This is a genomic window from Collinsella sp. LCP21S3_C7 (assembly GCF_052118485.1).
Classification (GTDB): Bacteria; Actinomycetota; Coriobacteriia; order Coriobacteriales; family Coriobacteriaceae; genus Collinsella.
Window position 1 is genome coordinate 25,200 of record NZ_JBQKHC010000009.1, and the last position, 23,566, is coordinate 48,765.

Annotated in this window: 22 protein-coding genes and 5 tRNA genes; 16 read left to right on the top strand and 11 right to left on the bottom strand. The window is 58.2% G+C overall.

Features of this window, described 5'->3' with window-relative positions:
• Window positions 1-8 precede the first annotated feature (8 nt).
• The 7 genes from ACTQ1E_RS04975 to rpmH all read right to left on the bottom strand — a co-directional run bounded on the left by ACTQ1E_RS04975 (window position 9) and on the right by rpmH (window position 3,902).
• Window positions 9-809: a ParA family protein gene (locus tag ACTQ1E_RS04975; protein ID WP_427729019.1), complete on the bottom strand. Its 801-nt coding sequence runs from the start codon at window positions 807-809 to the stop codon at window positions 9-11.
• Between the two features lie 130 nt (window positions 810-939).
• Window positions 940-1,671 carry a 16S rRNA (guanine(527)-N(7))-methyltransferase RsmG gene (rsmG, locus tag ACTQ1E_RS04980; protein ID WP_441565116.1) on the bottom strand — a complete coding sequence of 244 codons (732 nt, stop codon included), beginning with the start codon at window positions 1,669-1,671 and terminating at the stop codon, window positions 940-942.
• 102 nt (window positions 1,672-1,773) lie between these two features.
• Window positions 1,774-2,343 carry a Jag family protein gene (locus ACTQ1E_RS04985; RefSeq protein ID WP_441565088.1) on the bottom strand — a complete coding sequence of 190 codons (570 nt, stop codon included), beginning with the start codon at window positions 2,341-2,343 and terminating at the stop codon, window positions 1,774-1,776.
• Between the two features lie 44 nt (window positions 2,344-2,387).
• Complete coding sequence (locus ACTQ1E_RS04990) at window positions 2,388-3,158, bottom strand: YidC/Oxa1 family membrane protein insertase (protein ID WP_441056460.1); 771 nt, start codon at window positions 3,156-3,158, stop codon at window positions 2,388-2,390.
• A 29-nt stretch (window positions 3,159-3,187) separates the two neighbouring features.
• Entirely contained in the window at window positions 3,188-3,412 is a 225-nt protein-coding gene (gene yidD / locus ACTQ1E_RS04995) for a membrane protein insertion efficiency factor YidD (RefSeq protein WP_154516787.1), read from the bottom strand.
• Window positions 3,409-3,747 carry a ribonuclease P protein component gene (gene rnpA, locus ACTQ1E_RS05000; protein WP_154516785.1) on the bottom strand — a complete coding sequence of 113 codons (339 nt, stop codon included), beginning with the start codon at window positions 3,745-3,747 and terminating at the stop codon, window positions 3,409-3,411. Before rnpA ends, yidD begins: the two co-directional genes overlap by 4 nt.
• Before the next feature lie 20 nt (window positions 3,748-3,767).
• The gene (gene rpmH / locus ACTQ1E_RS05005; protein ID WP_019127408.1) at window positions 3,768-3,902 is read right to left on the bottom strand and encodes a 50S ribosomal protein L34; all 135 of its coding nucleotides are present in this window, start codon (window positions 3,900-3,902) and stop codon (window positions 3,768-3,770) included.
• Window positions 3,903-4,268: 366 nt separating this feature from the next.
• Between rpmH and ACTQ1E_RS05010 the strand changes: the two genes are divergently transcribed.
• The 14 genes from ACTQ1E_RS05010 to typA all read left to right on the top strand — a co-directional run bounded on the left by ACTQ1E_RS05010 (window position 4,269) and on the right by typA (window position 19,568).
• Window positions 4,269-5,624 (top strand): ATP-binding protein, encoded by a 1,356-nt coding sequence (locus ACTQ1E_RS05010; protein WP_441565090.1) that lies wholly within the window; start codon window positions 4,269-4,271, stop codon window positions 5,622-5,624.
• 15 nt (window positions 5,625-5,639) lie between these two features.
• The gene (locus tag ACTQ1E_RS05015; protein ID WP_441565092.1) at window positions 5,640-7,343 is read left to right on the top strand and encodes a DnaA ATPase domain-containing protein; all 1,704 of its coding nucleotides are present in this window, start codon (window positions 5,640-5,642) and stop codon (window positions 7,341-7,343) included.
• A 238-nt stretch (window positions 7,344-7,581) separates the two neighbouring features.
• Window positions 7,582-8,685: a DNA polymerase III subunit beta gene (gene dnaN / locus ACTQ1E_RS05020; RefSeq protein WP_427748154.1), complete on the top strand. Its 1,104-nt coding sequence runs from the start codon at window positions 7,582-7,584 to the stop codon at window positions 8,683-8,685.
• Window positions 8,686-8,694: 9 nt separating this feature from the next.
• Window positions 8,695-9,801 carry a DNA replication/repair protein RecF gene (gene recF, locus ACTQ1E_RS05025; RefSeq protein WP_441565094.1) on the top strand — a complete coding sequence of 369 codons (1,107 nt, stop codon included), beginning with the start codon at window positions 8,695-8,697 and terminating at the stop codon, window positions 9,799-9,801.
• On the top strand, window positions 9,788-10,351 hold the full coding sequence (locus ACTQ1E_RS05030) for a DciA family protein (protein ID WP_441565096.1): 564 nt from the start codon (window positions 9,788-9,790) through the stop codon (window positions 10,349-10,351). Before recF ends, ACTQ1E_RS05030 begins: the two co-directional genes overlap by 14 nt.
• Before the next feature lie 104 nt (window positions 10,352-10,455).
• Entirely contained in the window at window positions 10,456-12,486 is a 2,031-nt protein-coding gene (gyrB, locus tag ACTQ1E_RS05035) for a DNA topoisomerase (ATP-hydrolyzing) subunit B (protein WP_427717924.1), read from the top strand.
• Window positions 12,487-12,671: 185 nt separating this feature from the next.
• On the top strand, window positions 12,672-15,383 hold the full coding sequence (gene gyrA, locus ACTQ1E_RS05040; RefSeq protein ID WP_441565118.1) for a DNA gyrase subunit A: 2,712 nt from the start codon (window positions 12,672-12,674) through the stop codon (window positions 15,381-15,383).
• 300 nt (window positions 15,384-15,683) lie between these two features.
• Window positions 15,684-15,760 (top strand) — tRNA-Ile (locus ACTQ1E_RS05045).
• Between the two features lie 67 nt (window positions 15,761-15,827).
• Window positions 15,828-15,903, top strand: a tRNA-Ala gene (locus tag ACTQ1E_RS05050).
• 4 nt (window positions 15,904-15,907) lie between these two features.
• Window positions 15,908-15,984, top strand: a tRNA-Ile gene (locus tag ACTQ1E_RS05055).
• A gap of 257 nt (window positions 15,985-16,241) precedes the next feature.
• Entirely contained in the window at window positions 16,242-16,742 is a 501-nt protein-coding gene (locus ACTQ1E_RS05060; protein WP_441565098.1) for a bifunctional nuclease family protein, read from the top strand.
• Window positions 16,743-16,775: 33 nt separating this feature from the next.
• Window positions 16,776-17,132: a hypothetical protein gene (locus tag ACTQ1E_RS05065; protein ID WP_441036911.1), complete on the top strand. Its 357-nt coding sequence runs from the start codon at window positions 16,776-16,778 to the stop codon at window positions 17,130-17,132.
• 30 nt (window positions 17,133-17,162) lie between these two features.
• A complete protein-coding gene (locus ACTQ1E_RS05070) occupies window positions 17,163-17,612 on the top strand; it encodes a hypothetical protein (RefSeq protein WP_154516767.1) in 450 nt (149 codons plus the stop codon).
• A 117-nt stretch (window positions 17,613-17,729) separates the two neighbouring features.
• The gene (gene typA / locus ACTQ1E_RS05075) at window positions 17,730-19,568 is read left to right on the top strand and encodes a translational GTPase TypA (protein WP_154516764.1); all 1,839 of its coding nucleotides are present in this window, start codon (window positions 17,730-17,732) and stop codon (window positions 19,566-19,568) included.
• 104 nt (window positions 19,569-19,672) lie between these two features.
• Here typA and ACTQ1E_RS05080 read toward each other — a convergent pair whose 3' ends face one another.
• From ACTQ1E_RS05080 to ACTQ1E_RS05095, 4 genes are all read right to left on the bottom strand, one after another.
• Window positions 19,673-20,818 (bottom strand): polymer-forming cytoskeletal protein, encoded by a 1,146-nt coding sequence (locus tag ACTQ1E_RS05080; RefSeq protein ID WP_441565100.1) that lies wholly within the window; start codon window positions 20,816-20,818, stop codon window positions 19,673-19,675.
• A 184-nt stretch (window positions 20,819-21,002) separates the two neighbouring features.
• A complete protein-coding gene (locus tag ACTQ1E_RS05085) occupies window positions 21,003-21,692 on the bottom strand; it encodes a trimeric intracellular cation channel family protein (protein WP_229770653.1) in 690 nt (229 codons plus the stop codon).
• Between the two features lie 300 nt (window positions 21,693-21,992).
• Window positions 21,993-22,083: transfer RNA gene (locus ACTQ1E_RS05090), tRNA-Ser, on the bottom strand.
• Between the two features lie 48 nt (window positions 22,084-22,131).
• Window positions 22,132-22,222 (bottom strand) — tRNA-Ser (locus tag ACTQ1E_RS05095).
• Between the two features lie 493 nt (window positions 22,223-22,715).
• Here ACTQ1E_RS05095 and rpsF point away from each other — a divergent pair.
• Together rpsF and ACTQ1E_RS05105 are read left to right on the top strand one after the other, a co-directional pair.
• On the top strand, window positions 22,716-23,009 hold the full coding sequence (gene rpsF / locus ACTQ1E_RS05100; protein WP_006235831.1) for a 30S ribosomal protein S6: 294 nt from the start codon (window positions 22,716-22,718) through the stop codon (window positions 23,007-23,009).
• Between the two features lie 48 nt (window positions 23,010-23,057).
• A complete protein-coding gene (locus tag ACTQ1E_RS05105) occupies window positions 23,058-23,510 on the top strand; it encodes a single-stranded DNA-binding protein (protein WP_006235830.1) in 453 nt (150 codons plus the stop codon).
• Window positions 23,511-23,566: the final 56 nt, after the last annotated feature.

Consider the following 23,566-nt stretch of genomic DNA (forward strand, 5'->3'; position numbering starts at 1 on the left):
TCCTAGGACTAGGCACGCTTGATCACCTCTTTGGCAAGGTTCATATACGCCTTTGCACCCTTATTTTGCGGCGCATATGTAATTACCGGCTCACCGAACGACGGTGCTTCTGATATTTTAACAGTACGCGGAATCAAGGTCTTAAATGCCTTATCGCCAAAGTACGATTGCACTTCTTCGACAACCTGATTTGAGAGCGATGTTCGCGAATCATACATCGTCATAAGCACGCCATAGGTATCAAGGCTCTTATTTAGGCGTGTTTTGACCATCTTCATCGACTCAAGCAGCTTGGTGACACCTTCGAGTGCGTAATACTCACACTGAATCGGAATCAGAACACTGTCCGCCGCCGTCAACGCATTAATGGTCAACAAGCCAAGTGAAGGCGGACAGTCGATAAATATAAAGTCAAACTCATCCTTAACAGGCTCAAGCAGATCCTTCAAGCGTGTTTCTCGTGCAATTGCGCTTACAAGCTCAATTTCCGCACCTGCAAGCTGGATAGTAGCCGGAATTACAAATACCTTACTGCAATTTGTATCCAGAACAAGCGATTCTGCCGGAACATCATTCAGCAATGCATCATAGATGCAGTTATCAAGTTCTTCTTTTTCGATTCCAAAGCCGCTCGTGCTATTACCCTGTGGATCAAAATCGACAATCAGCGTCTTTCGACCCTGTTCACCCAGTGCTGCTGCAAGGTTTACTGCTGTGGTGGACTTACCCACACCACCCTTTTGATTGATGATTGCAATGATACGCGTGTCTTTTGCGCTCTTTGAACGCTTAACGTCGCGAAATCCCACGGTCCCTCCTGGTGTATTTTAAGCTGTTAAACGGAGGATGTTTCACGTGAAACATTCCGATTCATCATCTGTTATGTTTCACGTGAAACATAACAAGTAATTACTATCCATTATGTTTCACGTGAAACATCTAGGCAAGCGGATTCTTCTTCGCCATGCCATTAGCACGTGGAAGCGAAATAGCTGCCGGACGAGATTTTTTTAGAATGATAAACTCGCGATGACCCAAGCCATTTGGCAAATCTAAATCATCTGTCATAAGTGTGGTGAACCCGCATATGCTAGAGGCAGTTAGACCAGACTGAAGTTCGACGTCTGACGGGTTTCCCTTAGTAATAACAAAGAGACCACTATCTATTAGAAATGGTGAAGCGTACTCAACGAGAACTGGTAACGGTGCAAGTGCACGAGCAGTGACAACAGCAAACTGTTTCTTATGGCTTCGGGCATATTCTTCAAGACGATCATGAACCGCGTGAGCATGCTTGAGACTGAGAGCCTCAACAAATGAGTTAACGGCATCAACCTTCTTGCCAACCGAATCGATATAGGTAGCCTTACGTCCGCTAGCAATTGTCAAAGGGATACCAGGAAACCCAGCACCAGTACCCATGTCTAACAAAGCGCCTTCTGGAGCTATGTCTATATAGGGAAGCAACACAAGCGAATCAAGAATATGAAGAACAGCCGCATCTTCGATATTTAGGATGCGCGTAAGATTGGTGGTCTTATTAGCCTCCAAAACAAAATCAAGATGCTCAATACAGGAGCGAAGGGCATCATGGGAGACCTTCAAAGAATAGTCTTCGCAATACGAAACTAGACGACTAAGCATCTGGCTTGTCTGTTCATCGGTTAGCACAAACAAGACAAACTCCTATCTGACAAAAATCGATGTATCAAGAACTTTTGACAAAAAAAGGGGACGTGGAAACCACGCCCCCTTAAGATAAGCTCGTTTAGGTTATCGAGCAACAATCACAACATGACGATCGGGGTCAGAACCCTCAGAATGCGTGTCGACGGCGTCGTTGCCGCGAAGAGCGATATGAACCAGACGGCGCTCGTAGGCATTCATGGGAGGAAGCGAAACGCTTTTGTGAGTGCGAACTGCCCGCTCGGCAGCAGACTGAGCCATAGAGGCAACCTTGTCCTGGCGGCGGCTCTTATATCCCTCGACGTCGACGACGACCGGATACCTAAAGCCAAGCTTGCGGCTCACCAACAGCGAGAACATAACTTGAAGGGCATCAAGGGTGCGACCATGACGACCAATAAGGACGGCAAGGTCGGGAGCCGTTACATCAAGAATCAGTTCGCCCTCGTTGCCCTCATACTCATCGATAGGAGAGTTGGCGGCGTCGAAATGCGAAAGGATGGAACGAAGAATAGAAATCGCAACATCAGCAATGGTGTCGAGCTCTTCATCCGTAAGCTCTTCACCAGCCTTGTAGCGCTGTGCAATCTCGAGATAATCGCCCGCGGCCTGCGGGGCAACCTCCTCAAGCATATCCTCGACGATCTCTTTAGACATAACGTACTCCAAAAGTTAGGTACCTAAATAAGATTACTATACCGCTACTTCTTCTTGTGCGGGCGCGGCTTCTTCTCGCGACGCGTGACCTCAACCTGCAGCGGGGCGTTCTTAAGACGCTCCTCCTCTTCGGCCTTAGCCTTCTCGATAACCTTCTGCGTCACAAAGATCTGCTGGATGACCTGCCAGGCAGAAGACACGTCGTAGTACAAAAGAACACCAACGGGCAGGCTCCAACCCATCCAGAGCATCATGACGGTCATGACGACGGCCATCATGCGCATGCTCTGGGCCTGCTGACCAGTCTGATTGCGCGACATGTACAGCTGCGGAATCAGGGTCAGGACAGCAAACAGAATCAGGCAAACCAGCGCAGGCAGTGCGACCATAAAGCCATCGGCAAAAGAGGCACTCGGCGTGGTAGTCAGATCGGGCAGAATGTTGAAGAACGAGAAGGTGCCCTCGTTAAAGTACTGCGGCAGGTTGCGCAGAAGCGTAAACAGGGCGATGAGGATAGGCATCTGAATCAGAAGCGGCAGGCAGCCGGACAGCGGATTGAACTTGTTCTCGCTGTAGAACTTCTGCATCTCCTCGGCCTGACGCTGGGGATCGTCGGCGTAGCGCTCCTGGATCTCGAGCATCTTGGGCTGCAGCACCTGCATACGGGCCGTCGACTTGGTCGACTTGAGCATGAGCGGCGTCAGCAGCAGACGGACGATGACCACCAGGATAATGATGGACAGGCCCCAGTCGACCGCAAAGGTCTGGATGAGCTTGAGCAGCTCGAAAAGGATGTTAACAATCCAATCCCACATGTAATTTTTCCTCCGATAGCGAGTGCCCGCTAGGGCACAGGGTCATAACCGCCGACGTGCAGGGGATTGCAGCGAGCGATGCGCCTCACGGCAAGCCAGCAGCCTCTACAAACACCGTATTTCTCGATAGCCTGGACGGCGTAATGAGAACACGTTGGATAATAAATGCAGGCGTCAGGCAATAAGGGCGAAATAACCTGTTGATATATGCGAATAGGAGCGATGGCAACACGTCGCAAAACGTGATTGCTCATCGCTCCTCCCCGGCAACGCCGGCGCGTATCACAAGCGAACGCAATGCCTCGTTCATCTCCTCCGGCGACGAGATCCTCGTCTTAGGGGTCGCGAACAAGATGATGTCATAACCCGCAACGGGAAATCCGCAGCTGCGGGCGGCCTCGCGCATCACACGCTTAGAACGATTGCGCACAACTGCGCAACCGAGTCGTTTAGCACCAACGAAGGCGACCCTTCCAGAGTCGCCTTCGCCAACCGATTCACATATGGTCATTCGAATCAGAGGATGATTGAAACGACGCCCCTGACTGAACACATGCTCGAAATCTTGCCGAGACTTAATAGTCTTCATGCGAGATGTGTGTATCGCTGCTAGACAGTGAGACGCTTGCGGCCCTTGGCGCGGCGACGGGCGAGCACGGCACGACCACCCTTGGTGGCCATACGGGCACGGAAGCCATGGGTCTTGGCACGCTTACGCTTATTAGGCTGATACGTACGCTTCATCTTAAGTTCCTCCTGCTGCATTTCGAGTGTCCGCGAGGGCGCGGACGCAGATATAGACACGTGAGCTTGAAGATTGTAGGGAAATCAATGTTCAAATGTCAAGAAATCAAAGGTAAAAGGTTGCGCAGTTCACACGGTTCCGCCATAAGCCGGATGAGTTTTTGAGTATGACTTCAACTTTTCACGATATTTCACCGAGTTTTCGACAGGTCATGTTGGCAATGTTGAGAACTTTTCGCCCATTTTCCAAAGTTTTCAACATGTTTTGAAAACTTGTCGAAAGATGAGAAACATTGCGCGGTGAGCTACTATTTATCCGAAACCTTTTGAAAGATTGCGAGCGGCATGTCTGACGACTTTTACACCATGGTCGATTCCGGTGACCCGGCACCCGACAACGAGCACATCAACGGCGTACGCGAAGAGCGCGAAGATGGCGAGCAGACATCGAAACAGACACCGAAAACCATGTATGCGGCGCGCATCGCCGTCTATGACGACATGCTTTCGACCCCGCGCGTGATCGTCATCGAGCCGCAAGACATCCGCACGTATCTGGAAGAGACGACTAACACCGTCTACCAGTGCATGAAAGAGCAAGGCGGACACATCTCACTCATGGTTATCCGCGAGATTGTCGAAAACTTTATCCACGCCCACTTTGCCGAGCCCATTATCTCGATCCTGGACGGCGGGGAAACTATCCGCTTTGCCGACCAAGGTCCGGGCATCGACGACAAAGAGCGCGCCTTCGACTTTGGCGTCACCAGCGCAAACAGCAAGATGAAGCGGTATATACGCGGCACCGGGGCAGGTTTTCCCATGGTGCAGGAATACCTGGAAAACGCCGGCGGGGCAGTCTCCATCGAAGATAACATGGGCAACGGCACCGTCGTCACGGTGAGCCTCGACCCCAAGCGCGTGCAGGAAATTGAGCGCGCGGGAGGGCGCGGGGCAGCCGTGCGCCCCGAGGCCCAGGGGTCGGAATACCCACTGCCGGGAGCATTTCCACAGCAAGCAATGATGACTCCGCAGCAAACCATGGCCGCGTCCCCACTACAACAGCCCATGGTTTCGCAGCAGATGCATCAACCCGGCATGCCGCCCATGCAGGACCCCCAGCCCGCGGGACAGACGACAACTCAAGGCTCGGCAGAGACCATGGTCCCGGCCGATTTGGATGCAGCCGCGATGCAGCAGGTGACGGGCATGCAAGGAGCTCGGCAGATGGGCTTCCAACCGTACCCGCAGGCATATCCGGGACAATATATGCCGCAGCAGGGATACTCCCAGCAATGTATGCAGCAGTATCCCCAGGGCTATCAGCAGCCGTATCAGCAGATGCCGCAGCCGTACCATCCCTGGGCCCAGCAGATGCCGCCGCAGCCATACCAACAGTGGCCGCAAAGTTTTCAACAGCCGATGCCAACCATGCAGAGTTCTCAACAACCAGCAGCTCAAATGATGTATCCTAATGCGGCGAATCAATACGCACAGCCGCAACCGGACGTATTTGTGAGCGAGCGCGGCAACGCGGCGCTGGGATATCTGGCTCAAAACCAAGAGTGCGGCGCCACCGACCTGGCGCGAGCATTTGGAAACTCCGCGCCCACGTGGTCACGCACACTCAATGACTTGGCGCAGGCCGGGTTGGTAATCAAACACGGTCAGAAATACCATCTGACCGAACTCGGCAGCGCTCGTGTGCGTGCCCAAAGTTAAGGAACGGGAGAGACAGTGGACGAGGAAGCAAGCATCATCCTGGAGGATGCCATCGCCTTTTGCCAGCGCGACGGCCAAGATGCACGCCTCATCAACATGTTGGGGCAATCGCGTGCCGTGAGCCTGACCGAGGACACCTTGACCATCGAGGCACCGTCGCGCTTTGCCATTGCGCAGCTCAAAAAGCACCAGCCGACTATCGAGCACTACCTAGAAGAGATTGCCTTTGCGCCGATCGCGCTCAACATCGTGGCTCCACAGGGTCCCACGACAGGCGCCACAGGGGCGGCACCCGTCCCTCCCCCTTTGACGACCGTCGCCCCCGTGGCGGCTCCGGAGACCAACGCGAGCGATGTTTCCCGTGAAACCATGCCCCACGCAACAGCCGTGCCGGTAGCAACCGCCCCCAGCGTTTCGCACATGCCCGTCGCGCACGACGCGGCGCCGGGCGAAGAACCGGGCGTCGCGATTAAAAACACGCTGTCGGCCGACGATTTCCGCCGCATGATGAATCAGATGAAGGGCGTGGCACCCGCCAAGAGCGCGAAACCAGCCTCGACATCGCCTGCGAGCGTCCCCACGGCTGCGGCGCCGGGCGAGCAGAACGCCGACGGCGCGCCCCTCGTGGCCAACTCAAAATTCACCTTCGAAAACTTTGTCTACGGCCCCGAAAACAGCCACGCCTATCGTTCGGCACTTAAGTTCGCCGCACTCGCAGACGAACGCGGTACTTGCACATCCCTGTTCATCTATGGCAAATCGGGCTTGGGCAAGACCCACCTGCTGCTCGCTATCAAAAACGAGCTCGCCGAGAAGTCGCCCGAAATCAAAGTGAAATACGCCAACTCACAGGCATACATCGATGATCTGATGACAGAATTCGACCGCCAAAAGAAGAGTAACGCTCCCATCATGCAGGCATACCACGGCGTGGACGTGCTCATCATCGATGACATCCAAAACATCATCGGCAAACGCGCGAGCGTGGACTACTTTTTCCAGCTCATGGACGAGTTTATCCGCAACAACAAGAAGGTCGTGATTGCCGCAGACCGTGCGCCCAAGGACCTGAACATGGACGAGCGCCTGACCAGCCGCTTTAACGCCGGCATGCTCTGCTTGGTAGCAGAGCCCAGCTACGAGATGAAGTACAAGATTCTGCAGCGCTATTACGAGAACACGATCGCGGCGGCGCCCGAGGCGGGCGACGACTCGCTGCTGGCGGCCTACGGTGGCGACAGCGGACATCTGACCGACGAGCACTTTAAACATATGGCGGAGGTATCGGGCACCAACATCCGTGAGCTCGAGAGCTTCTGCGAGCGCTGCGCCGGGGAGGCGGGCGACCGCGAGCGCGAGGGTAGCGAGCTGAGCTTCGACGACATCGATGCCATCGCCAGCCAGTACTTCGACACGTCGGCCAAAAGGATCAACGTGCAGACAGTTCAGTCTGTTATCGAGGAGCAGTACGGCGTGACGCATGAGGAGCTCATTGGTCCGCGCCGCAATGCCAATATCGCCAAGGCGCGCCATATCGCCATCTACCTAGCGATCGAGATGTGCGAGATGACAACCACCGCCGTGGGTGCGGAGTTTGGCAACCGCAACCACTCGACCGTCAGCACGAGCTACAAAAAAGTCCAGAAGATGATCCAGGAAGACCGGACCGTGACCGAGGACCTCAAATCGCTACGAGACAAAATTACACTGCGCTCGTAGGGAAATAGGCACACCTGTTGAAAACTTGTCGAAACCGCGGGCATAAGGTGTCTAAAACCCAGCCCGCTCCGATGAAAAGTTTTGCGCAGGTTTTGAACGTGGAAAACGACCCCTGTTGCACACAGGGAACTGTCGATTCTCTTTTTGGGTTTGACCTGCATGTTTGGGAGTAATCAACAGTTTCGTCAGCACTATTACTATTATTAAGATATTTATATCTATAGAAAGGTATTAAAAGATGAAGTTCACCGTCAGCCAGAGCTCGCTTACGCAGGCAATCGGCGTCGTCATGAAGGGTGTCGCTTCGGCATCCACCCTCCCTATTCTGTCGGGCGTGCTCATCAAGGCACAAGACGGCATCTTGGAATTCCAGACCTCTAACTACACTATCTCGATTCGTCACCGCATCGCGGCACATGTGGAAGAGGAAGGTGAGATGGTAATCCCCTGCAAGATGCTCTCCAACATCACCAAGACCCTTCCCGATGCCCCAGTTACCTTTGAGCTTTCGGAGCGCCAGGTGCTGATCGGTTGCGAGAAGAGTTCCTTCCGCCTGAATACGCTCGATGCCAACGATTTCCCCGAGTTCCCGGCCTATGCCATCGAGAGCGCCGTTGAGCTCCCGACCGACATTCTGTCCGAGATGGTCAGCCGCGTGTGGCGCGTCACCTCGACCGACAAGGCCCGCCCCATCCTGGGCGGTGTGCATATGAGAGTCGAAAACAACACCGTGCGCCTGGTGGCGACCGACTCCTTCCGTCTGGCCGTGTGCGATACGCAGGTGGAGACCTCGACGCTCGAGGGCTCCTTTGAGCTCAACGTGCCCGCCGATGCCTTCAACGACGCTCTGAGCATCATGGCGAGCCAGGCGACCATTATGATCGGTGCCACCGACACCCAGGTTGTCTTTGAAGCCGGCAACACCACCTACGTGTCGCGCCGCATAGAGGGTGTGTATCCCAACTACAAGCAGCTCATCCCCGATTCGTGCGTAACGAGCGTCAAGATCGACGTGGCGGCTTTTAATGCCGCCCTCAAGCGCGTGGCGGTCATCGCGAGCGCCAACCCCGCCGTCAAGTTTGAGATCGATGTCGAGAACGGCCAGATGGGCCTGTCCTCCATCTCCAATGACCAGGATCTGGCGCAGGAGACGATCGATGTCGAGGCCGAGGGCGAGTCGGGCACCATTGCCTTTAACTACCACTACATCTTTGGCTGTCTCAACGCCCTGTCCAAGGAGAAGGAGATCACGCTGGAGCTCAAGAGCTACTCGCAGGCCGGCATCTTTAAGTCCTACGACAAGATCAACTATCTGTACCTGGTCATGCCGGTGCGCATCTAGCGGCGCCCTATGGCCATGTTCGCCCGCGATCTTTCCGTCGCGCGCTACCGCAGCTTCGATAGCTATCGCCTGGAACTGAGCGATGGCGTGACGGTGCTCGCGGGGCCCAACGCGGCGGGAAAGACCAACCTCATAGAGGCGCTGCAGCTGCTAACGAGCGGCGCCTCGTTTAGGCATTCCACTGCCGTCGAGCTTGTGCACGACGGCACGGGTTTGTGCAAGGCCGAGCTTAGGCTCGAGGGCGATGGCCGCGTGCTGGACATGGGGCTATGTGTGGAGGACGGTAAGCGTTCGTTTAGCCGCAACGGCAAGCGATGCGCCGCCTCTGGCGTGCGCGGCGTGCTGCCGAGTGTTTTGTTCTGCCCCGATCATCTGGATATGGTTAAGCGTGGTGCCAGCGTGCGTCGCGCCGCGCTCGACGACTTTGGCGTGCAGCTGAGCGCTCGCTATGCCGATCTGGCAAGCGCCTACGGCCGCTGCGTGACGCAGCGCAACGCCCTGCTCAAAGAGACATGGTGCTGCCGTGAGATGCTCGGTGCGTGGAATGAGTCGATTGCCCGCGCCGGATCGGCCCTGCTGGTGCACCGCTTGGCCCTGCTCGATCGCTTGGACGCCCACGTGCGCAATGCCTACGGGCTGGTTGCGTCCGGGGAGGAGGCCGATGTGGCCTATGCGTCCACGTTGGGGGAGCTGCCCCAGACCGATGACCGCGAGGAGCTGAGGGGCTGGGCATACGAGCGCATGCTCGCGGCGCTCGACGAGCGTGCCGACGAGGAAATCCGCCGCGGCGTGACACTCGTGGGTCCGCACCGCGACGAGATTGAGTTTTCGGTCGCCGGCCGCTCGGCTCGCTCGTTTGCCAGTCAGGGTCAGCAACGTACGTTGGTTCTGGCTTGGAAGGTGGCCGAGGTGGCCGTAGCCCGCGATATTCTGGGTACCGCCCCGCTGCTGCTTTTGGATGACGTGATGAGCGAGCTCGACGGCGATCGCCGCGCCGCTTTTTTGCAGCTGATCGGCGACGACATCCAGACAGTCATAACCACCACCAATTTGGGATACTTTACCGATGAGTTGCTTGATCGAGCCAGGGTGGTGAGCATGGGTGAGGCGTGCTAATTACGAGCGTGAGAACGGCACGGCTGCCTTCAGTGACTTTTTGGGTGCCGAGCGCCAGCGCATCTTGGCGTCGGCTACGCCCGAGCGTCGTGCGCAAATGGAGGCCGCCGAGGAATCGCGCGCGGTCTACCGTGCTTGGAACGCGGTGTGCTCGGGCACGCGCGAGGGCCGGCATGTGACGGGGCTGCGTTATCTTCCCGAGTCCAACGAGCTGCTGGTGTATCTCGATTCGCCCTCGTGGACACAGGAGATGACACTTTTGCGCGAGATAATCCGCGCACGCATGGAGCGTGCCGGCGCGCATGTGGATGGCCTGGTATTTAAGACGACCCGCCCCGGCCACACGCCGCCCGCGGCAAAAGAGCGCCTGCGCCCGGTCGCGACCGAGCGCCCGCCCGCGCCGCATGCCGACCTGAATGAAGCCGAGCGCGCCGAGATCGAGCGCCAGGTGTCGCCCATCGAAGACCAAAAACTGCGTGAGGCCCTCCAGAACGCCATGAGGGCCAGTGCCGAGTGGGCCAAGGGCGTGCAAAGCAAAAAAGAGTCTTAAATCGCATCTGGTGGCCTTGTATAGGCAAATACCCTCGTCCCCGAGGGTATTTTTTACGATAAAATAGTAAGGCTATACAGATTTTCTTAACCGAAGGAGGACGTGTGGCAAACGAAAACGATTACGATGGCGGCGAAATTAAGATCCTCGAGGGTCTCGAAGCCGTCCGTAAGCGCCCGGGCATGTATATCGGCTCGACGAGCGCCAGCGGTCTGCACCACCTGGTGTGGGAGATCGTTGACAACTCCGTCGACGAGGCCATGGCCGGTTTCTGCACCGAGATTCAGGTGACGGTCCACGCCGACAACTCCATTACGGTCGTCGATAACGGGCGCGGCATCCCCGTCGACGAGCACCCTGTCAAAAAGATTCCGACGCTCGAGGTCGTCATGACGATCCTTCACGCCGGCGGTAAGTTCGATAACTCGGCCTATAAGGTTTCCGGCGGCCTGCACGGCGTGGGCATCTCCGTTGTCAACGCCCTGTCCAAGCGCGTGGTCGTGCAGGTGCGCCGCGACGGCAATATCTACGAGATGGAATTCTCGCGCGGCAAGACCGTCAAGAAGATGGAGGTCGTGGGCACCTCGGATTCGACGGGCACCACCGTCTCCTTCTGGCCCGACGACGAGATCTTCGAGACCTGCGTCTACGATTTCGATACACTGCACAATCGTCTGCAAGAGACGGCGTTTCTCAACAAGAACCTCAAGATCGTGCTGACTGACGAGCGCGAGGCGGCTCCCCGCGTGGAGGAGTTTTGCTACGAGGGCGGCATCATCGACTTCGTCAAGTTCCTCAACGACGGCAAGGACGTCCCCGAGGCCTTTAAGGAGCCCATCTACATTGAGGGCAAATCGGACCCGGATGCGCCCGTGGCCAAGATGGGCGAGGTCGAGGTGTCCCTGCAGTGGAACGCCGGTTATGGCGAGAACGTCATGTCGTTTGCCAACGACATCTACACCCCCGAGGGCGGCATGCACCTCGAGGGCTTCCGCACCGCCCTCACCCGCGTGATTAACGATTACGCCCGCAAGCAGAACCTGCTTAAGGAGAAAGAGGCCAACCTGAGCGGTGACGACGTGCGCGAGGGTCTCTCGGCCGTCATCTCGGTCAAGCTGCCCGATCCGCAGTTTGAGGGCCAGACCAAGGCCAAGCTCGGTAGTTCCTACATGCGCGCGCTTACGCTCAAGATCGTGACCGACGGTCTTGCCGACTACCTTGAGGAGCACCCCAAGCCCGCCCGCGAGATCGTCAAGAAGGCGCAGCAGGCCTGCAAGGCCCGCAACGCCGCCCGCAAGGCGCGCGAGGCGACCCGTCGCAAGAGCCTGCTCGAGACGGCGTCGCTGCCCGGCAAACTCGCCGACTGCTCGGTGCGCGATGCCGAGCTGACCGAGCTCTTCATCGTAGAGGGCGACTCGGCAGGCGGTTCGGCCAAGGACGGCCGTCGCCGAGACATCCAGGCGATTCTGCCCCTGCGCGGCAAGATTCTGAACGTCGAGCGCGTGGGCGACCATCGTGCGTTCTCGAGCGACACCATCCAGTCGCTGATCACCGCGATCGGTTGCGGCGTCACGACGAGCGCCGGCGACGGCGGCGACTTCGATATCACCAAGGCGCGCTACCACAAGATCATCATCATGACCGATGCAGATGTCGACGGTGCGCATATCCGCATCCTGCTGCTGACGTTCTTCTACAAGTACATGCGTCCGCTGATCGATGCCGGCTATGTCTATGTTGCCTGCCCGCCCATCTTTGGCATTAAGGTGCGCAACAAGATCCACTACGTGTATCCCAACGGCCGACAGCCCGAAGACGAGATTCTGCGCGACACCATTCAGAGCCTGGGCCTGAACCCCGACGACAACGACGAGGACGGCAAGGCCAAGGATGGCAAGATCACCAAGAAGCGCAAGGGCTATACCGTCCAGCGCTACAAGGGCCTGGGTGAGATGGACCCCAAGCAGCTTGCCTCGACGACGATGGACCCCAAGACCCGCATTTTGCAGCGCGTGACGATCGAGGATGCCGTGGTGGCGGACCGTGCCGTACGCGAGCTCATGGGTTCCGAGGTGGGCTATCGCCGCGAGTACATTGAAAAACACGCGCATGATGCACGCTTCTTAGATGCCTAACCTGTTCGGCTTTCCCAGCCACCGCACCTTCGCCCTCAATCGTCGGTTGCGTACCCAAGTACGCTTCCCTCCTCTTTCGGGCGAATCTGCGGCACCTGGAAAAGCCGTCTCCGTGGTAGGGAACTAATGGACCACGCAAACCATGAGGAGGTAACGTGGCAGACGATATCAACAGCAACGAGGGTATGGACGAGGCCGGCGACGCCGGTATGCCCGATGATCTGAAGCGCCTGCTCGCCCGCGCCGAGCAGGGCGAGGACGGCGATCCGGATTCCTACAACCCCGATGTCGAGGATGAAGAGGAAGAGGATGACGACGCCGAGCTCGAGGAGAGCTTTGGCGCGGTCGATCGCGGTGCCTCGGCCGGCGAGGACATCAACGGCGGCCAGCTCCAGATTTCGGAGTTTGGCCGCGAGATGAAGCAGTCGTTTATCGAGTACTCGATGTCGGTCATTACGGCACGCGCCCTGCCGGACGTGCGCGACGGCTTAAAGCCGGTGCACCGCCGCATCCTGTACGCCATGAACGAGAGCGGCATCTACCCCAACCGCCCGCACAAGAAGTCGGCCTGGACGGTCGGCGAAGTTATCGGTAAGTACCACCCCCACGGCGACTCCGCGGTCTATGAGACCATGGTTCGTCTGGCGCAGTGGTTCTCCATGCGCACGCCGCTTATCGACGGCCACGGCAACTTTGGCAACATCGACGGCGACGGTGCCGCAGCTATGCGTTACACCGAGAGCCGTCTGGCAAAGCCCGCCATGGAGCTGCTCCGCGACCTGCAGAAGGATACCGTCGACTGGCAGCCCAACTACGACGAGTCGCTCGCCGAGCCCGTGGTACTGCCCGCACGCTTCCCCAACCTGCTGGTTAACGGCAGCCAAGGCATCGCTGTAGGCATGGCCACCAATATCGCCCCGCATAACCTCACCGAGGCGATCGAGGCCACCTGCTACCTGATCGACAACCCCGACGCCACCGTCGACGAGCTCATGCAGATTATGCCCGGCCCGGACTTTCCCACCGGTGCCATCATCATGGGTAGCGCCGGCATTAGGCAGAGTTACGAGACCGGCCGCGGTTCCATCACCGTGCGCGCCAAGGCCCATGTGGAGTCCACCAAGACCGGCCGCAGCCGCCTGGTCTTTACCGAGATTCCCTACATGGTCAACAAGGGCACCCTGCAGGAGAAAATCGCCCAGCTCGTAAACGACAAGCGCATCGAGGGCATCTCGGACATGCGCGACGAGTCCAACCAAAAGGGCATCCGTCTGGTCATTGAGCTCAAGAAGGGCGTTATCCCGCAGGTCGTACTTAACAACCTGTATAAGTACACCTCGCTGCAGACCACCTTTGGTGCCAACAATCTGGCGCTCGTCAATGGCGTTCCTAAATGCCTGAGCCTGCGCGAGATGCTGCAACACTACATCGACCACCAGGTCGACGTAGTCACCCGCCGCACCCACTTTGACCTTAAAAAGGCCCAGGCCCGTGCACATATCCTTGAGGGCTACCTTATGGCCCTCGACCATATCGACGAGGTCATTAGCATCATCCGCTCCTCGCAGACCGATGCCGAGGCCAGCAGCCGCCTGATCGAGCGTTTTGGCTTTACGCCCGAGCAGACCACGGCCATCCTCGAGATGAAGCTGCGTCGCCTGACCGGCCTGGAGCGCGACAAGATCCAGGAAGAGCTGGACGGCCTGCGCCGTGCTATCGCCTACTACGAGGACCTGCTGACGCACGAGGAGAAGATTCTGGGCGTCATCAAGGAAGAGATGCGCGAGATCTCCAAGAAGTTTGGCGACAAGCGCCGTACCGAGATCAGCCAGGTCGAGAAGGATCTGGACGTCGAGGACCTCATCGCCGACGAGGACATGGTCGTGACCATCACCCACACCGGCTATGTGAAGCGTATCCCGGTGGCCGCTTACCGCGCCCAGAAGCGCGGCGGCAAGGGCGTGTCGGGCGTCAACCTTAAAGAGGACGACGTTATCGACGAGATGTTTATCGCGTCCACCCACGAGTATGTGCTGTTCTTCTCGAGCAAGGGCAAGGTCTACCGTCTGAAGGTGCACGAGCTGCCGGTTGGTACGCGCCAGGCGCGCGGCACCGCAATCGTCAACCTGCTTCCCTTTGAGGAAGGCGAGAAGATCGCGAGCGTCATTAGCTGTCGTGAGTTCCCCGCCGATGAGTACCTGATGTTTGCCACCAAGAACGGCATGGTCAAGAAGACCGTGATGAGCGCCTATGATCGCAGCCGCCGCGATGGCCTAATCGCCATCAACCTGAGGGACGACGACGCGCTGCTCGCCGTGCGCCGCGTACGCGAGGGCGACAAGATCATCATGGCCACCACTGCGGGCAAGGCGATCATGTTCCCCGAGGACCAAGTTCGCGCTACCGGCCGCGACACCAGCGGTGTCCGCGGCATTGGCATGAAGGACGGCGTGAGTGTCCTGGGCATGGAGGTCACCAACGGCGAGGGCGACCTGTTTGTCATTACCGAGTGCGGCTACGGCAAGCGCACGCCGGTCTCGGATTATCCGGAGCAAAACCGCGGCGGCCAGGGTGTCTACACCATCCAAATGACCGAGCGCAAGGGCAACCTTGCGGCCATGAAGGCGGTCGGCCCGCAGCATGAGTTGTTTATCGTGACGGAGGGCGCGACGGTCATTCGCGTCAAGACCGACGAGATCAGCCAGACCGGTCGAACCACGCAGGGTGTCAAGATGATGACCGTAAGCGATGACGACCGCGTGTGCGCCGTTGCCCGCATGACGGCCGCCGAAGAGAAGCCCGAGGGCGAAAGTGCCGAGACCGCAGACGTCACCGAAGAGGCCCCAGTCGACCCAGGCGACGGCAACGACATACCAGAGGATCTCCTAGACGAGTAAGAGGCCCTAGCTGGTAAAAATCATCAGACCCCATATATCGGCGGTCGGCGCGCAGTGCGCCGACCGCTTTTTTGACAATCTTTGAACCCCACGCCGGCCCCGGCTGCCCGGCGGCATGCGAAGTCGATCGCGAGTTCCGCATGAGCCGGAGAGCACTTAATGTGCTCTCCGTGCGAGCAGGACTGTCCGAGCAGGCGACTTCTCATGCCGCCGGGCAGCCGGGGCCGACACCCTTCAAAGATTTTCAAAAAAGTTGTTGACGTGCGCGTAACGACTCGTCTAATATATCCCTTGCGCGATGGACCTGTAGCTCAGTTGGTTAGAGCGTCCGGCTGATAACCGGGAGGTCACAAGTTCGAATCTTGTCAGGTCCACCACTTTCTTTCGCAATAAACACCCCAGCGAGAGCCGAGTCGCCGCTGGGGTGTTTATTACTGTCTCCGTGGGGGTTTAGCTCAGCTGGGAGAGCGCGGGCTTTGCAAGCCTGAGGTCAGGGGTTCGATCCCCCTAACCTCCACCATGATGGACCTGTAGCTCAGTTGGTTAGAGCGTCCGGCTGATAACCGGGAGGTCACAAGTTCGAATCTTGTCAGGTCCACCATCAAAACGTTAAGAGCCCTGGGGCATTGCCTCGGGGCTTTTTTCTTACCCGTTGGAGCAGTTAATTTGGGACGGGGCTTTTTTGGCTACCCTGTTCTGCGCAGCCTCAGTTTCTAGACCTGCCGCTGGGTAGCTAAAAAAGCCCCGTCCCAAATTAACTACTTTGATTTTGTGTGCTGGGCGAAAGTTTGGGTAGTATAGCTATTCAACGCGGCGGAGCTGCCGCGCATGCCAATCACAACGTACCGGAGGTGTTCCATGGTTCGTGTCGACATAGAGACCATCGTCATGGCCGCCGGTCCCGTGCCATCGCTGATCGTCTTGCGCGAGCGTTGCCGTAAGTCGGATTCGTCCGCGCCGCTGCGCTCTGTTTCCATCCAGACCGGTTCCTACGAGGCAGCGGCCATCAGCCGCGGTATCGATACCGGCCGCACCGATCGCCCCATCACCCACGATCTTTTGCTCGATACCATCGAAGTGGTGGGAGCAAAGATCGAGCGTATCGAGATCGTGCGCGCCGAGCCGCCGGTGTTCTACGCGACGGTCGTCGTGCACACCGATAGGGGCGAGCGTATGCTTGACGCACGACCGAGCGACGCTATCGCCCTTGCCGTGCGCAGCAATGCCCCCATGTTTGTGGAGGACGATATCATGAATCGCTTGGGCACCGTCTCTCCGCTTGCCGACGAGGTTGACGACGAGAGTGAGTTCGAGAAGTTTGACGAGTTTGTCCACACGCTCTCGCCCGATGATTTCTAAATGTCGGTTGAGCACGATGCACGGAGAGCGCTGATGGGCACCAGCGTGTCGGCCGAAGCAGCCGCTATCGCGCGTGAGGCCCATATGCGCGCCGAGGCATTTGAGGCCGCGCGCATTGCGTATGTGACGCAGGCTCGCACCCTTCGCGAGCGCCGTGACTCCTATATCAAGATGGTTGTTGTCTCCGCGCTTGCCGCGGTAATCTTGTCGCGGCTTCGTGGTACAGTTGGTGCGCTTGGGTTTTCGATTTCGACGGGCCTGGTGATCTGGGGCGTGGTCGATGCGGTAATGCTGACCAACCAGATCAAGGTGCTCGACAAGCGCGCGGCGGATATGGTTCGCGCCCGTGACGCTGCCGCCAGAATCGCGGCCGAGGCACAGGAGTTATAACGACGCCGAATGCGATGGGAAGGTCAAAAGATGGCACAGGATATGCAGGACGCCGGTAACGTCTCCGCCGAGCTCGACGCCATGGTGTGCGATCTGATCGGTGCGTTTTTGGACGACCTTGCCGCCGGTGAAAACCCGGGCGTTGTCGTGGCGATCGAGGATGCCGCCTCCAACCGCTATCTTGCGGCTCTCGACGAGGACGGTGAGGAGGCATGCCTGGAGGCTGCCACCAACTTTATCTCCGAGCACAAGATGGGTCTCAAGGACGAAGGCCTGGGCCGCATCGCCCGCTATGCCATCGGCTACACCGGCTGTGTGGAGATCGAGGGCGGATATCACGACGCTTTGCTCGTTAGCTTCTTCGAGACCACGCTCGAGAGCGGTTTTTCGGCATATGTGCTGTACGAGGGCATGGGCGCCGGCGATGGTTTTATGTGGAGCGACCCTGAACCTGCAGGTGAGGAAACCCCTCTCATCTAGAATCGCTAAAATAAACGAGTTTTCGGTAAAAGGCTCAATATTCCCGCCGAGCGTTGTGTTGCTGGACGGGTCACATACGCGTGCCGTTTGTATATAGATAGAAGATAGGGGAACTACATGCGCGTAGACAATCTGAGGAACATCGCCATTATCGCCCACGTCGACCACGGTAAGACGACGATGGTCGATAAGCTCCTGCGTGCCACGGACGCCTTCCGTGCCAACCAGCAGGTCGAGGATCGCGTCCTGGACTCCAACGACCAGGAGCGCGAGCGCGGCATCACGATTCTCGCCAAGAACATCTCTATCGAGTACAAGGACGTTAAGATCAACGTCATCGACACCCCGGGCCACGCCGACTTTGGTGGTGAGGTCGAGCGCGTGCTGCGCATGGCCGACGGTGCCCTGTTGCTGGTCGACGCCTTTGAGGGCCCCATGCCCCAGACCCGCTTTGTCCTACGTCACGCCATCGACACCGGCCTTAAGATCATGATCGTCATCAACAAGATCGACCGTCCGGGCGCCAACCCCGAGAAGGCCTACAACGACTGTCTGGACCTTATGGCCGACCTGGGCGCCACCGACGACCAGCTCGAGTTTGCCATGGAGCACGTGGTCTATGCCAGCGCCATGAATGGCTTTGCCCGCCTTGACCCCAACGACGGCAACATGGACATGTACCCGCTGCTCGACATGATCATCGACGACATGCCCGCGCCCGAGGTTGACGAGACCGCGCCGCTCGCTATGCAGTGCGTGACCATCGACCACTCCAACTTTGTCGGCCGCATCGGCATTGGCCGCGTGTACTCCGGCACCATTCGCCAGGGCGATCAGATCCTGGTCGTCAAGAACGACGGTTCCAGCGCCACCGCTACCGTCAAGCAGCTCTTTACCTTCGACTACCTGGGCCGCACCGAGTGCCAGGAAGTCGGCGCCGGCGACATTGCCGCCGTCGTGGGTATCGAGCGCACCGACATCGGCGATGTCTACACCGATCCCGAGAACCCCGTCGAGCTCGAGCCTATCGAGATCGATCCGCCGACCCTGTCCATCGTCTTCGAGGCCTCGACCTCTCCGCTCGTCGGCCGCGATGGCGACATTGTGGGCGCTCGTCAGCTCAAGGAGCGCCTGTTCAATGAGGCCGAGAACAATGTGACCATGAAGATCGAGGAGCTCGAGGACAAGAGCGGCGTCGAGGTCTCGGGCCGCGGCATTCTGCACCTGTCCGTCCTGATGGAGTCCATGCGTCGCGAGGGCTTTGAGTTCCAGGTCGGCCGTCCCCGCGTTCTGTTTAAGAAGGATGAGAACGGCAACAAGATGGAGCCCGTCGAGCAGGCTGTCGTCGAGTGCCCGGACGAGTACTCGGGCAAGGTCGTCGAGGTCTTTGGCACCTCTGGCGGCATTATGACCAGCATGGACACCTCGGGCATCGTGACGCACCTTGAGTTTAAGATCCCGACCCGCGGCATCATGGGCCTTAAGAACCGCATCATGAACGTCACTCACGGCGAGGGCGTGTTCTATCACACCTTCCTGGAGTACGGTCCTTACGCCGGCGAGATCGGCAACCGTCAGAACGGCGCCATGATCTCCATGACCACCGAGAAGGCCGTTGCCTACGCTCTGGGCACGCTGCAGGAGCGCGGCCAGCTGTTTGTTGAGCCGGGTGTCGAGTGCTACGAGGGCATGATCGTGGGTGAGCGCAGCAAGGCCGGCGACATGGTCGTCAACATCGCCCGTACCAAGAACCTGGGCAACCAGCGTTCCTCGACCTCCGATATCTCCGTGCAGCTGGTGCCGCCTCGCACCTTCTCGCTGGAGGAGGCACTGGAGTACATCGCCGATGACGAACTGGTGGAGATCACCCCCAAGAACATCCGTCTGCGCAAGCGTCTGCTCAACGCCACCGATCGCAAGAAGGCTGCCGTTCGCGCCGGTCAGGTCAACAAATAAGCGCTGAGCTCTGTAGCATTCACAAGAAAGGGCGTCGACCATCGCGGCCGGCGCCCTTTTTGTACCACCACAAAGAGGAAGGACACCTTTGCGGTGGTTGGCGGTTAGGCGGAGGGAAGGCCCGGGGTGTTGGGGGCCTTTTGCGGTTTGACGTGGGCGTTGCGCCAGATGATCTGAATGAGATAGCCCAGCATAAAGACGAAGGCTACGCCGCTGATAAAGTTGCCCATAAGGGGAAGTGCTGTAAGGGCGCCGGCGATGGCGCCGCCCACGGCGGCCATGGCGTAGCGGTTCTGGCTGTGCCCGACCATGCGTGCGACCGCGGTGCCCGCAAAGGCCGCCGAGACCAGGGCGATGCCGATGACGCCGCACATCAGGGCTCCGGCGAGCGACAGGCCGGCAATAGAGATGATGAGCAGCAAGATGGCGGGAACGGCGGCTACCGTGCCCAAAAGACCGCTCACCCACAGCGGGGCGGGGTGCCGGTGAAGCATGCCGGCCGCGCTGGCTGTTGCACGCGGAAAGACGAGCTCAAGGAGAATCGCGACAAAGCAGGTGGAAAGAGCTGCGGCAACGATGCCGCCGATGACGTCGTTGATGGTGGAGGTATCCTCGTTCTCGGTGCGGTCGATCTTGAGGGCTCCCACTTTGGCGCCGTCGGCGCGTTCGGGATCCTGTGAGACATGAGCGTTTACGGTGCCGGTGATGTTGGCGTTTTTGCCGAGCACCAGCTTGTCGGCCCAGACCTCAACATCGCCATCGACAGTGCCGTCGATGGTTACCGTACTGCCCGCGAGCACTGCCGACTTGGCGGAGCCGCGCAGGGCAACCGTCTCACCTGCGGCATAGAAGCAATTGGCGGTACTGCCGGAGTTAAGTACGACGTGCTGAGCGGCAACTGTCACGCTTCCATCAATGGTGGTCTTGGCGATATCGATGGTGCGCGCCGCCAGGCGAACGGCGCCGCCTACGGTGCAGTCGCGAATCGACAGGCTTTCGCCGGCGGCGATGATATCGCGGTCGATGGACGCGTCGTCCAGGCTAAGGCTTTGACCGGCCCAGTACAGATCGCCCCCGACGCCGGATGGACTGGAATCCCCGTCGGACACGAAAACATTGCCCGCGGTGTCGGTGCCGGCGAATGCCATGGAAGGCAGCGCGGTAAACGCCAGCGCGATAAGCGCGAAGGCCATAATGAGGTGTCCGCGCATGTTGTGACGTTGCGCCGCCGCGGGTTGGTTGTGAGGCATGGTGAATCCTTTGCTTGGTGATTTGCATACGCCCAATATGGTACCCATTGCGCCTTCGCTCTAAAAGAAACTCGTGGTTGCAGTATTCTGCATGGGCAATTGCCTACGTAAGGCGTCGCGGGATATCGGGCCTGCGGCCGGTTGTAGATAGGCTGTCACCTTGCGATGGGTCGGGCCGTGCAATCTATTTTTTACGATGTAGGAAACGCGCGATATCGTCCTCGGTGGGGCTTTTGATGTCAAAGCGCAGCGAGAGCCAGCGCAGGCCCATGGTCACTGCGACGCAAACGACCAGCGCGACGACATTGCTGACCAAGCCGCTCATGACAAGGCAAACATAGCTTGCCGATCCAGCGATAGCCGCGATGGCATAGAAGTTGGTGCGCTGGAAAATACCCGGCACCACACCCATAAAACCATCGCGCAGCATGCCGCCGCCTACCGCGGTAAAAAAGCCCATCATGATGCACACGACCGGTGCAAATCCGTACACGAGCGCCTTATCTGCGCCGGTTGCCGCATAAATACCCACCGAGATGATGTCGAGCAGGGGGATGAGCTTGTCGGGCTTGTCGACGATGGCAGGGAAGATGTAGATGATGGCCGCCGTGGCGATGGACAGCGGCAGCGCCATGGGCTGGTTAAGGATGTAGACGTTGCCCACCTGGAGTGTCATATCGCGCAAAAGACCGCCGCCCAGACCGCAGACCACGGCGAGCGCGACGGCGCCCACCAGATCGAGTTTGTGCTCGCGCGCAACCAGTACACCCGAAATCGATGCCGCGACGACAGCGAACATCTCGAGCCAAAACGGGATGGCAACCATGGCATCCGAGGCGTGTGCGGTAACGATTACAGTGGCGATGACGGGCAAGGTGGGTTCCTTTGGGTAGTTGGATTGGAAAATGCCCGTACATAGTACATGGTTGTGGGAGGTCGTGACCCCATTGCTCGGTAAACGGTCGGAACTGGGTGCGGTCACAGGTTCCAAACATGTACATCAGCATCCAAAAACGACATTTTTTGACATCTTTGGAGGGTGATGCACATGTTTAGAGATCTGGGTTGGTGTTGAACGCCCTGGCGGGTTCGAACCCCTCCTCCGCCGCCGTATTTGTCTGTAAGGGACTCAAAACAAAAAAGCTCCCTTTGTTGGGAGCTTTCTCAACCAAAATGGCGGAGGAGGAGGGATTCGAACCCTCGTGACCTTATACAGGCCAAACGGTTTTCGAGACCGCCGCATTCAACCACTCTGCCACCCCTCCGCGTGGGGTAAAAACAAAGCAGGCACAAAGGCCTGCTTTGGAATTAACTGGCGGAGAGTCAGGGATTTGAACCCTGGAGACGCTTTTGACGCCTACACGATTTCCAATCGTGCTCCTTCGGCCACTCGGACAACTCTCCGTTAAATGCGAAAGTCAGTATACACGAGGAATCGCAAAGTGCAAACCAAAAACTTGGCATTTTTTAAATTGCATCGCTCCGTCGTTTGCCCAACCGTGCCGAAACCAATCGATGACCTGCGTAATCGGCCCAGGCGAACTGTTCAAATGAGGTAGTTACGGACGGTCGGGAATCAAGTTTAATAATTCAAAATGTCGCGTTGTACCGCTGGTATGCATTTTGCGACCGCAGCCATGCTGCGAGCGACTTGCGGTTATCTGGCAGAAAGTCGGTATGTACCCGCCCTTGTCCTCAAATCCGTCAAGCTCTTGGCCAGCATTTGGTTGGAATACGCAAGAAAGGCCGTGCGAGTATGGGCATATGTGGAGGTCATGAGGTTGTAGCTGCATATTCTTGCAGCCTGGGAGGTTGAAAGATACTATTACCAAGTCTTTTCCTGCTTCAGGCGCACCTTCACGACCTGAAGCCACATTTGTCCAGAGGAGGTGACAATATGAAGGCTTATGAACTGCTGTTCTTTGTTGACCCGTCGCTCGACCCCGAGACTCGTCTCGCTGTTATGAAGCGTATCGATACCACGATCGCTGAGGGCGCTGGCAAGGTCGACTCCGTTGACGAGTGGGGCAAGCGCAAGCTCGCCTACGAGATCAACGACCTCACCGATGGTGACTACACCCTCATCAACTTCCACGCAGATCCTACCCAGATCGCCGAGCTTGATCGCGTCCTGCGCATCACCGACGCTGTGGTCCGCCACATGATCGTCCGTCGCGACGACCAGGAGTAAGACTGTCGTTTTGGACTGGGCTTGTGCCCCAAGAGGAAGTAGTGAGTAATGAGCATCAATCGAGTGAACATCACCGGTAACCTCACCCGCGATCCCGAGCTGCGCGCCACTGCCGGCGGAACCCAGGTTCTGTCCTTTGGCGTCGCCGTGAACGATCGCCGCCGCAATGCGCAGACTGGCGAGTGGGAGGACTATCCCAACTTTGTCGACTGCACTATGTTCGGCACCCGCGCCGAGGCCGTGAGCCGTTTCCTGGCAAAGGGAAACAAGGTCGCGATCGAGGGCAAGCTGCGCTACAGCTCTTGGGAGCGCGACGGTCAGCGCAGGAGCAAGCTTGAGGTCATCGTCGATGAGATCGAGTTTATGAGCTCCCGCGGTGGCCAGGGTGGCTACGATCAGGGCGGTTACGCCCCCGCTGCTCCCGCGCCCGCAGCACGTCCTGCCGCACCGGTGGCTACGCCGCCCGCGGTCGATGTCTACGATGAGGACATCCCGTTTTAAGGGTTGTTCACCTATTTTTGAGTGAGAGGCGGCTTCGGTTCGCCGAAGTTGCCAAA